The sequence below is a fragment of the Paraglaciecola mesophila KMM 241 genome (assembly GCF_000315015.1).
GTDB lineage: Bacteria > Pseudomonadota > Gammaproteobacteria > Enterobacterales > Alteromonadaceae > Paraglaciecola > Paraglaciecola mesophila.
Window position 1 is genome coordinate 228,233 of record NZ_BAEP01000054.1, and the last position, 10,876, is coordinate 239,108.

At 45.3% G+C, this 10,876-nt stretch carries 7 protein-coding genes; 3 read left to right on the forward strand and 4 right to left on the reverse strand.

Annotated features, from left to right (window positions below; all coding sequences use genetic code 11):
- Window positions 1-106 precede the first annotated feature (106 nt).
- The 4 genes from GMES_RS13360 to GMES_RS13375 form a co-directional block, all read right to left on the reverse strand.
- Window positions 107-3,127 carry a TonB-dependent receptor gene (locus GMES_RS13360; protein ID WP_006993240.1) on the reverse strand — a complete coding sequence of 1,007 codons (3,021 nt, stop codon included), beginning with the start codon at window positions 3,125-3,127 and terminating at the stop codon, window positions 107-109.
- Window positions 3,128-4,220: 1,093 nt separating this feature from the next.
- Window positions 4,221-5,114, reverse strand: a complete 894-nt coding sequence (locus GMES_RS13365) for a substrate-binding periplasmic protein (RefSeq protein ID WP_006993242.1) — start codon at window positions 5,112-5,114, stop codon at window positions 4,221-4,223.
- A 133-nt stretch (window positions 5,115-5,247) separates the two neighbouring features.
- Window positions 5,248-6,375, reverse strand: a complete 1,128-nt coding sequence (locus tag GMES_RS13370; RefSeq protein ID WP_006993243.1) for a general secretion pathway protein GspB — start codon at window positions 6,373-6,375, stop codon at window positions 5,248-5,250.
- On the reverse strand, window positions 6,368-7,279 hold the full coding sequence (locus tag GMES_RS13375; RefSeq protein ID WP_039987440.1) for an ExeA family protein: 912 nt from the start codon (window positions 7,277-7,279) through the stop codon (window positions 6,368-6,370). Before GMES_RS13375 ends, GMES_RS13370 begins: the two co-directional genes overlap by 8 nt.
- 266 nt (window positions 7,280-7,545) lie before the next feature.
- On the opposite strand from GMES_RS13375, the gene GMES_RS13380 reads away from it, so the two are divergent.
- The 3 genes from GMES_RS13380 (at window position 7,546) to srmB (ending at window position 10,799) form a co-directional block, all read left to right on the forward strand.
- Window positions 7,546-8,763, forward strand: a complete 1,218-nt coding sequence (locus tag GMES_RS13380; RefSeq protein ID WP_006993245.1) for a multifunctional CCA addition/repair protein — start codon at window positions 7,546-7,548, stop codon at window positions 8,761-8,763.
- Window positions 8,764-8,817: 54 nt separating this feature from the next.
- Window positions 8,818-9,474 carry a dUTP diphosphatase gene (locus GMES_RS13385; protein ID WP_006993246.1) on the forward strand — a complete coding sequence of 219 codons (657 nt, stop codon included), beginning with the start codon at window positions 8,818-8,820 and terminating at the stop codon, window positions 9,472-9,474.
- A gap of 86 nt (window positions 9,475-9,560) precedes the next feature.
- A complete protein-coding gene (srmB, locus tag GMES_RS13390; RefSeq protein ID WP_006993247.1) occupies window positions 9,561-10,799 on the forward strand; it encodes an ATP-dependent RNA helicase SrmB in 1,239 nt (412 codons plus the stop codon).
- Window positions 10,800-10,876: the final 77 nt, after the last annotated feature.

Sequence of the window (10,876 nt, forward strand, 5' to 3'; positions counted from 1 at the left end):
TTTTTAAAAGCTCATCTTTCAATATAACTAAAAAACAAGCCGCGATAAATCGCGGCTTTAAATGCCGATTAACTCGGCAGACCTACAGGTACACACTTGTTACATATTAAAAGGTATATCGAGCACCCAAAGCATAGCGCGCACCAAGTTGTTCCAAGTTCCATAATTGAGCGGACGTACGGCCGTGACGGCGACTGTTCTCATCCGTGATGTTTATCCCTTCAAGGAATACCGATAAATCATCATTCACTTGATATGACACATTAAAATCGATTTGCGAGTAGGACTCGGTAAAGCCCGGCTCATTCACATATTGACTTGTCGTGTCCAGAAACTTATCGCGCCAGTTGTAAGCAATACGTCCCTGCCAGCCATCTTTCTCATACATGGCCACCAAGTTTGCCGTATCACTTAAGCCCACTAACGCGAATTGCGTTACTGAAGGGTTGGCAGTGATATCGTAACTTACATCACCATTAACTGTGGTGTAGTTGGCTTGTAAACCAAAGCCTGTGTCTCCGAAGAAGTGTTGAGCAGCCAGCTCGAAACCATAAATATTCGCACTCTTGTTATTTACTGGTTTTGAATTAATAAAGGTTAAGAACGGGTCATCTTCATTAGGTAACACATCATACTGGGCTTCGAATTGCTCTATGGTTAACGAATCATAAGCGATGTTGTTTTCCATGGCTGCCACCATATTAAACAAGTTAGTATCGGTTAACGGTTGTCCAATACGTTCAAGTTCAGCGGCCGCAGCCTCTGCACGCGGGCCAGCTGTCGCGTCACGTAGACCGAATACGCTTTCTTCCACCTGCTCGTTACCAATAAAGTTCTTCACTCGTTTATCGTAGAAGCCTAACGATACATAACTGGTATCTTCAAAGTAGTATTCAACGGATAAATCGATATTGTCAGACTCAAGTGGCACCAAAGAGGGGTTACCTGAGCTAGCTGTTGCAGTAGCGCCTTGGGTGATTAGCGTTGGACCGCTTGGCGTGCCCACGGAGGCTGCCGCGCTTAAGTTATTATACGTTGGGCGAGCAATGGTCTTACTGTAAGACAAACGCGCCTTGACGCCTTCCATCACTTCAATATCAAAATCAATACTGGGTAAAATGTGGTCGTAATCAGAATCGACAGCCACGTCTTGAGTCTCAGAGCCAAAGCGCACATTAAAATCGTTGTTACCCTCCCACGCTATTGCACTGGGCAAGCTGATGTTAGCGACCGATGTAGAATCAGTGCTTTCGTAACGAACACCCGCAAGAATATTGTACGGACGACCACCTAATTCTCCGTCTAATTCAAACTCTACATAAGCGGCGAATATGTCTTCTTCAATTGTGCGGTTAGTGGCGAACGGGTTGTCGGCTGCAAATGCAAAGCCGTATTCCTGCGCGGCAAATGCGCCAATCTGTGCTACATCACCAGTGAAACCTTGGCTGAAAATGCCGTTGGTGTTGTAGTCATCAAACTCGTCGGCAAAACTAAACGGCGTTAAGTAGTCAGCTGGCAATTCTCCCGGGTTTTCGATGCCCCAGTTACCCATAGTACGTCTGGTTAATGATTGCAATGACGTACTTTCCATTGAGCGCGACTCAACACCAAAATTAATACCGCCATCGTCAAACGAGTACTCACCGTCTAGACGGAATTGGGTAATATCCGTGCGCTGCGAATTAAAATTCATATCAAGAATTGCAGTACCTACATCATCTTGGTCAAGCACGCCATTACCGTTTAAGTTGTCACGTGCAGCGTCATCAAAATCTACCGTCATGATGGGGAAATCACCAGAGAAATCAGCCCCTTGCCCACGGTTGACATTGGCCCCTAACCCTAGGTTAGTCCAAGTACCATAAGGCGCATCTGGGCGCCCTTCGGCTGATGAATCATGTACATCGAAGAACATGACTAAGCTGTCGTTAACGTGATACTCAACATTAAAGCCCACAGATTTGTTTTCATTGACTTGGTTTAGCTCCTGAATGGCTAACCCCAAATCGCGCGGCAGTAAGTCACGGCGTTCTTGTTCAATTAATATTGGGGTTTTAACCACTTCATCATCAAAGGTGAGCTCTGAGAAATAGCCATCATCCATCCAGATTGATTGCTCTGCGCGAGCCTCGTATAAGTCCTGTTTTGAATAGGTGTAATCCAAGGTTGCGGTTAAATCTTCTGATGGGGCATATTGAAACGTAAGCTGCGCATTCGTCCGTTTACGTTCACGATCAGCAATTGAGTAACGTAAATCAGCTGGGATGGCAAACAGTTGACCGTCTGCTGGGCCATTGTTTACCACCACCGCAGGTCCATTAAAGCCAGGTAAATTAGGATCTGTTTGGTTAGGTGTTTGTGGAATGCTTCCCTCGTAAGGGTTAACACGCCATTCATTAACAAATGCACCCACTGCGGAGCTGTCACGCTCTTGTACACTGGCAGATAAAGACACACCAAAAATGCCGTCGTCATCAACAAAATTAAAGAACCCAGACACTTCAGGCGTTACGTCGTCACCCACACGGTTAGTGGTGTCCATCAATGCTTTTGCGCCAACAGAGCCGGTAAAACCGCTTTCAAGTGCGTCTAGTGGGCGCGCTGTTTTGATGTTAACGGTGGCACCGATACCGCCCGTTGCTATGCTTGCACGACCGGTTTTATATACTTCTACGCCACGTACGCTTTCAGATGCTAAATCAGCAAAATCAAATGCCCGTGAATTTGGCGTACCCCCTCCTCCAGGAATAGCTGCACCTGGCATGGCACGGCCATTTAGCGTCACCATGTTGAAGTCGGGACCAAAACCACGCGCCGTAATCTGGCTTCCTTCACCGTTACTCCGACTAATAGAAATACCTGTGATGCGTTGCAATGATTCCGCTAAGTTAGTATCAGGGAACTTACCTATGTCTTCTGCAGAAATGGCATCGACCACACCAGCAGAGTCACGTTTGATCCCCATAGATTCTTGAATGCTCGAGCGCATGCCTCGTACTTGAATCACCTCCAAGTCATTCGCGCTTTCTTGAGCAACTGCAACCACAGGAGCAAGTACCGTAGTGCCAAGCAATATTGAAATACTCTTGGTAAGTAGGGATTTATTAAATTTCGCATATGTGTTCATTTTTGTGCGTCCTTTGTGTTTCTATTAGTGGAATTAACCTAAACCATACAAGTTGGAAGTCAGCTATACTGCTCTTGACCACTTTTTTATTTTTCACTAATGAAAGTTGGCCTTCCAAAATACGTTACGCGGTCGCTGTAACATCAATACCTTCAGGGCATAAATCTATGTTTTGCATTTGCCTAATTGGGTTTCGCTCAACCGACAATGTAAACGTTTTCATAATGCTAGGTTTATTTTAACAATTCGTCAACATTTTTAGTTGATAAGCCGTTTTATTTCAAACATCACCATCAAGCTAATGAAATGTTACAAATACATTAATACAAATGCGACGAGCATGGGTATCACAAAATCGGTGACTAATAAGACAAATTCGGCGCAAAGATGGGGCTGTTTTGACAAAGGCCATATAAACAAAGGGAAAAGATGGACAATGAAAATAGTAAATTTTGTATACCCGCCTATCCCTAAAACGTCAATATGTTAATAAAAGTAGATAAATCAGCGCTAAAAATATATGTAGAGCATAGTGCAACATGTGTCAATAACGACGGTAAGTCGGGCATTAAGTGCAATAACAATGAAACAAAGGTTAACAAATTAACCTAAAAATATTTAAATATAAAGCATGGCGAATGAAAAATGATGAAAACGAAAACATTTTTCAAGAAATCTTGCATAGGGTAATAGTGCCGCACCTATCAGGCAGACTTGCACTAATAATTGGCTTATTCCACGGTGCTACCTCGCCACTGTGTGCATGATTACCATTCAGACATTAAGCTTTATGGGTCAATAATATAGCGCTAGTATCTGCAAATCCGGTCAAGTCAAGATTATATGCATTAATAAATGAGTAAAGAGCAGCGTATCTGCCTTTGATTAAAATCCGCCGAAAAAGCCGAGATTTTCTACATTCGAGGGTTAGGAATACTAAATGACCAAGCCATTTTAACGCCGTGCGATAAAACACGTTAACTCCCCTATATGCCTTACAGAAAACGTTTTCAAATACAACTTTGTAGATGTAGCTGTTTAAAAGTGTTGTGAAATGAGCGCTTTGGGGATTAAAGAAGTGACACAACTAGGACTAGTTCAAGCCGAGTAGTTGGATAAACCGGTCATCTATTTCCGCTTTTGCGCCGTTTTCAATCAAACCTTGAAACGCACGATCGAACTTGTCCATCCACTTTCGCGCCTCGGGGTATGACGTTGAAATGATGAAATGCAAAGGCACTTGCTCTACATCTTTCTTAAGCACAACTAGCTTACTGTCTGTTAAGCGGTCATTATTGACCTCATTCACAGAAACATAGTCATTTGTTAACCCTGCATCACTCCACCCCCGCTGCACATGGCCTATGCATGCGGCGCCATCAACTACGCGATTAATCTTTAAATTGAGGCTGTCCACTACACCGTCTTTTACGAAGTCAGCTGAATAGCCGTAAGGCAAGCACAAACGTTTATTCTTCAATTGTTGTACATCAGTAAAATTCGATGCCTGACTTACATAGAAACGTACTGGAATAAAATTGATAGGCTTAGAAAAATAGTATTTTTTAGCCCGCTTAGCAGAATAGACATAAGGGAATGTCCCCAGAAAACGTTGCTCTGTAGTCCATCGTTCTCCCCTACTCCATGGCAAGACGTGTATATCTACATTGAGTCCCATCTCAGCAAACGTGCGCGTTACAAGCGCTTGAGACCAGCCTCCGTGGGGCATCTTGGCTGATATAAAAGGGAAGTAGCTTTGGCCAGTTGTTAAGCGTATCCGCTTATTTACCGCTTCATAAGGCTTAGGGGCAACGCTCTGCTCGCCCGCAAATATAACGCGAGCATCATTAGGTTCAAGCGAATCATCCTGATTAGCGTGAGGGAGGTTTGGGCTGTCTAATGCAGATGCCACTTGCAGAATACTAATTACAGAAAATAGTAAGCAGGCCTTCAAAGCGAAGGTAAAATGCGGTTCCCTGGCAGCCATGTCTGGTTGAAATTCCTATTTGCAGAAGACGAGTAGGTAATAGACGCATTATGCATATTACCTGCTGCAATTCTATACAATCATGGCCGATATAAAGGTGGTCGGTTGTGTAGCCCGTTTGCGAATGATATTTTTACCATTCGCTAAGTGCCGACATACTGAACGTTTGCCCTTGATAATTCAGGATCACATGTTGGGGCTCTATATGCTCGATACGCACTTTCTGTGCAATCATATCCCCTTCCTGTAGCCTAATGTTATTCACCTTCACCCACCTATCTTGCGCTGAAGAGGCATACATGTGCGTGGTAAAAACCATGGGCGGCAGTTGCGTTAACACCCATGCAGGCAACTGATCGATACGCGGTGTATCTTCACTTTTTGTTTGCGTGGCTTCAAATGGCTGTTCAGGCTCTTTGTCCAATTCAGTAATCGCCTTCTCGAAACGTTTTAATAAGTCAGACGATATTCTGGGGCTTGGCTCTGGCTGTGCTTCAGGTCTGGGATTTACTTGCTGTTCAGAGGGGTATGTTGTCTCAAGTTGAGTATTGGTATGCGGCTGGTTAGCAGGCATTGCGACTGATTCATTAACTGCATTTTGGTTACCGCGTGTTTGACCATCATCTGGCTTGTTCGGTTTAACCGATAACCCTTTTTCGCCGATATTCGCAGACGGCAAGTTTACCCCTGGATCCGTTTCGCTCCCTAGCAAATTATCAGCAAGGGCTCCATTTGCGTTTACTGCAGAAATAGCATTTTCTCGACTGCCTCCAGCGGAACCTTCAACAATCGCGGCGTCATCTTGTGCCGCTGGAGTGGTGAGCTTGGCTAACAATGACGGGGCGATTGCTCCGCCCCACCCCAATGCGAATCCAATGATGACCACCACTAAGCCTTGCAATAACGGTTTGGTATAGTACTGCCAACGCGAAGGTAACGCCTGTACTGACGGTAAAAACAGACTGCGATTAAATTGATCTGACACCGCGGCATCAGCGCCATGAATACCTTTAGTGCCGCCGGCGCGATCACTCTCAAGTAATTTTTGCGTTTGTGATTTTTGCACTTTGGGGCGGTCAATCTCCACGGTTTGGGCAGGGTCAATCTCAACCTGCTGAACGCCCATTTCCCCTAGCCCTGTAACCATTTCCATACTGGTCACTAAACCGGACTTACGTATTTTGATAGGGCCGTTTTGCTGCGTGATCTTCACTATCACCATGCCAGGTAGTAAGGCCTCAATATTGATAAGATTATCCATACCAACGGCCTCCCATAAAGCCTAAACCGAAGGCCAGCACAAACAAACCAGCGAGTATTAATGTACGCTGCTTTCCTCTGCGCTGTGCTACTACATCAGCGCCCAAAATTTGCTCTGCTGCTGCATAAAATATATGGGTATGTACCACGGGAGCTTGCTTAGTAAAGGTTAACGTTAACGCTCTATCGCACAGTAAATTAATCACCCTTGGTATACCGCCAGTGACCTGATACACAGCGCCTAGTGCACCCGCACTAAAAACACTACTATCGCCATTTGCTACGCCTAATCTGTGATGAATGTAAGCTTTTACTTCACCTGATGTGAGCGGTAGCAAGTGGTAACGGGCGGTGATGCGCTGGGCTAATTGGCGCAGCTCGTTTCGTTTCAACAACTGCTGTAATTCTGGCTGACCGATTAACACCACTTTAAGTAGTTTTTCGCGGTTGGTCTCAAGGTTGGTCAACAAACGTAACTGCTCAAGCACTTCAGGTAATAAATGCTGGGCTTCATCCACAATCAATATCGTGTTTAAGCCTGCATTGTGATTAGTCACCAGCTTGTTAAGGATCAAATCTGTAAAGTATTTTAGGCTCGCTCGTTCGTGCTGATAATCTATGCCTAGCTCGTCGCAAATGGTGGCCAGTAACTCAATGGCTGAGAGCGTTGGGTTAAGCACCATGGCGACCTGAGTATTGTCAGGTAACTGTTGCAATAACTTGCGCGACACAGTGGTTTTCCCCGTACCGACTTCACCGGTTAACATCACAAAGCCACCACTTTCCCGTAACCCAAAGGTCAAATGGGCAAGCGCTTCTTTGTGTCTTGGACTCATATATAGGTACGCGGGATTAGGTGCGATTGAAAACGGATTATCTGAAAGTCCGAAATAATTAAGATACATAGCTGCGGTTCTAGTGGCCGATTGAGGATAAGCGAAAGATAAACTAACGGCTTCATGCCAGCTTGTCAAAGGTAAGACGCCTTAAGTATAAGCCGAATGTTTGTTGCCCAAGCTATGCAGTTGTGACCTGTGTATTTCTAATAAATTCAATAGCTAAGCAAATTTTTGTGGATGACTCATTTTTACTCGATGTATTTTTACTCAGTACATTTTTTCTCTTTTGATTAATCAGGCATAATAAGGCGATTCTCAAATTTAAGGTGACTATGCAAGTATATTTAGTGGGTGGGGCAGTACGGGATAAGCTACTCGAGCGACCAGTAAAAGATAAGGACTGGGTTGTCGTGGGTGCCAGCGAAGCCGATATGCTGGGCAAGGGCTTTCAGCAAGTGGGTAAAGACTTTCCAGTATTTTTGCACCCTAAAACCCAGCAAGAATACGCCCTAGCCCGCACCGAGCGTAAAGTAGGTCAAGGCTATGCCGGGTTTGAGTGCGACACCTCTACCAATGTCACGCTTGAGCAGGACTTACTGCGCCGCGACCTTACCGTAAACGCCATGGCAATGGATGACAACGGCAATATTATCGACCCTTTCAATGGCCAAAAAGACCTTAAAAATCGCGTTTTACGCCATGTGTCTGACGCGTTTGAGGAAGACCCGCTGCGCGTATTACGCGTTGCACGTTTTGCGGCGCGCTATGCCAGTTATGGCTTTACCATAGCGAATGAAACCAAAGCCTTAATGGCTAACATAACCCAATCGGGGGAGCTCAGTCATTTAAGCCCTGAGCGTGTGTGGGTCGAAACCGCAAAAAGCTTACTTGAAGATACCCCCCAAGTATATTTTGAAACCCTGCGCGAATGCGGCGCCTTAAAAGTCTGGTTTCCTGAGCTTGATTGCTTATGGGGCATTCCTAATCCAGCCAAATGGCATCCCGAAATTGATACGGGCATTCACAGCATGATGGTACTGGAACAATCTGTAAGGGTGTCTAATAAGCTCAGCGTACGTTTTGCCGCATTAGTGCACGACTTGGGCAAAGGTTTAACACCACCAGAAGAATGGCCATCACACCGCGGGCATGAAAAACGTGGCCTTGCGCCCATTAACACCCTTTGTGAGCGGCTAAAAGTACCCAATGACTGTCGTGATTTAGCGTTATTAATGAGTGAATTTCATAGTCATGTGCATCATGCGTTTAAACTCAAAGCCGCCACGATTAATGATTTTTTAGACAAATGTGACGTGTGGCGAAAACCTGAGCGCTTTGCTGATTTATTGTTGGCCTGCACTGCGGATGCCAGAGGGCGAACCGGCTTTGAAGAGCGCCCCTACCCCAACGCAGATTATATTTGGCAAGCCTATTTGCTCGCCAAAGAGGTCAACGTACAAGAAATAGTGCAAGCAGGTTACAAAGGCGCGGAAATAAAACAGCAACTCAGACAAAAACGCATTCATGCTATTGCCGCAAACGTGGCATAATAGTCGTCCGCTTTTGTAGCATCCAAACGATAAACAGAACACACAAGGCTTACCATGTTATCCACCACTCAATTAAACACCATGCTGACACTGCAAGACGGCATGAACCAGAAAGTTAACCCACAATGGCTTAGCGCAAATTACGCCTATTTACGCGCCGCCATGATCGAGTCGGTTGAAGGTATTGAGCATCACGGCTGGAAATGGTGGAAGGCGCAACACAAAGACTTGCCCCAGTTACAGATGGAATTGGTCGATATTTGGCATTTCGCGCTATCGTCAATCATCATTCAGTTTGACGGTGACATAGCGCAATCGTCGAGCATTATTGCTCAGCAACTTGCATCAAATACCAGCAGTGTCATGTTTGACGGTAAAAGCTATGATTTCACCTGTTTAGATATACTGGATAATTTACAGTTAATGGCTGGCCTGTGCGCCGCTAATCGTTTTGACGTCCCTTTGTTCATTAAAATTGTTGAGCAGGCAGAAATGAATGCCGACGAGCTTTATCGTCAATATGTGGGCAAAAATGTTCTAAACTTCTTCCGTCAAGACAACGGTTACAAAGAAGGCAGCTACCATAAACTATGGAACGGCCGTGAAGACAACGAACACTTGGTTGACGTGTTAAACGCCTTAGATATTGCCTTACCAGATTACAGTGATCAGGTATATCAAGGCTTACAGCAGCGTTATCCAGTTGCTTAAGCACGCAGTTAAAATAACATCTCGGGGGCTACATAATATTGTAGCTCCATAATATTAAGTACAACGTTAAGAAGCATATAAACGCCATGTTTGAGCAATTAGAATTAGATGATGAACTTTGCCGCGCAGTCGCCGATCTAGGTTACAGCGAACCTACCAGCATTCAACAGTTGGTCATTCCAGCGGCGATGGAAGGTAAAGACATACTAGCATCCGCCCCAACCGGCACCGGAAAAACGGCGGCGTTTCTATTGCCCGTATGCCAATTCTTGTTAGATTATCCGCGCCGTCATCCTGGCTCGACCCGTATTTTGATTTTAACCCCAACCCGAGAATTAGCTCAGCAGGTTTATAACCAAGCACTTGAGTTAAGTCGTTACACAGACATAGTGTGCGGCGTGATCACAGGTGGCATTAACTACGGCACCGATCGTGATACCTTTGAGAAAAACCTCGATATATTGGTGGCCACACCGGGGCGTTTGTTCGAGCACATCGAACAAGAAAGCTTTGATTGTCGTGACATCGAGTGCCTGATTTTAGATGAAGCTGACCGCATGCTCGACATGGGCTTTTCTTCTATCGTTAATCAAATATCGGCTGAAGCCCGCTGGCGCAAGCAAAGCATGTTGTTTTCTGCCACGTTAGAAGGCGCTGGCATTAGCCGTTTCGCCAAAGACATACTCAACGACCCCGTTGAGTTAGAGGCTGCATCTAGTCGTAAAGAGCAAGGCAAAATTCATCAATGGCTGCATATCGCCGATGATGCAAAGCATAAATATGCTCTGCTAAAACACATTCTGACCCATCAAGTGGAATCTGCCGTGGTGTTTGTTAAAACCCGCGACCGTTTGAACGAGTTAAAGCAAATACTAGAGCGAGACGGGTTTACCGTATGCTGGCTACAGGGCGAAATGCCTCAAGATAAGCGTAACTTGTCCATGGCCAAATTCCGCTCTGGTGAAGTCAAAATATTAATTGCCACCGACGTTGCCGCCCGTGGTATTGATGTTGAAAACATCAGTCATGTTATTAACTATGATATGCCGCGCACCGCAGACGTTTATGTCCACCGTATTGGTCGTACAGGCCGCGCTGGCAACAAAGGCACGGCCATTTCTTTGGTTGAAGCACACGACATTGGTATTGTGCCGAAAATCGAACGCTATACCGAGCAGCCGCTTAAACGACGCGTAATTGATGAGCTGCGCCCCAAAAATAAAGAAGCCAAGCCGCCAGCCAAAAGAAAGATCAGCAACAGAGCGAAAAAAGCCGCTGGAATACCATTGAAGAAGAAAGCCAAAAAGAAAAAGAATCGCAGTTAAAGCGCGTCGTTTTAGTCTGCTGCTTTAACCCGATCTTTCGCATTTAATACGTCTAGCTAAGCTGAATGTAACGCACA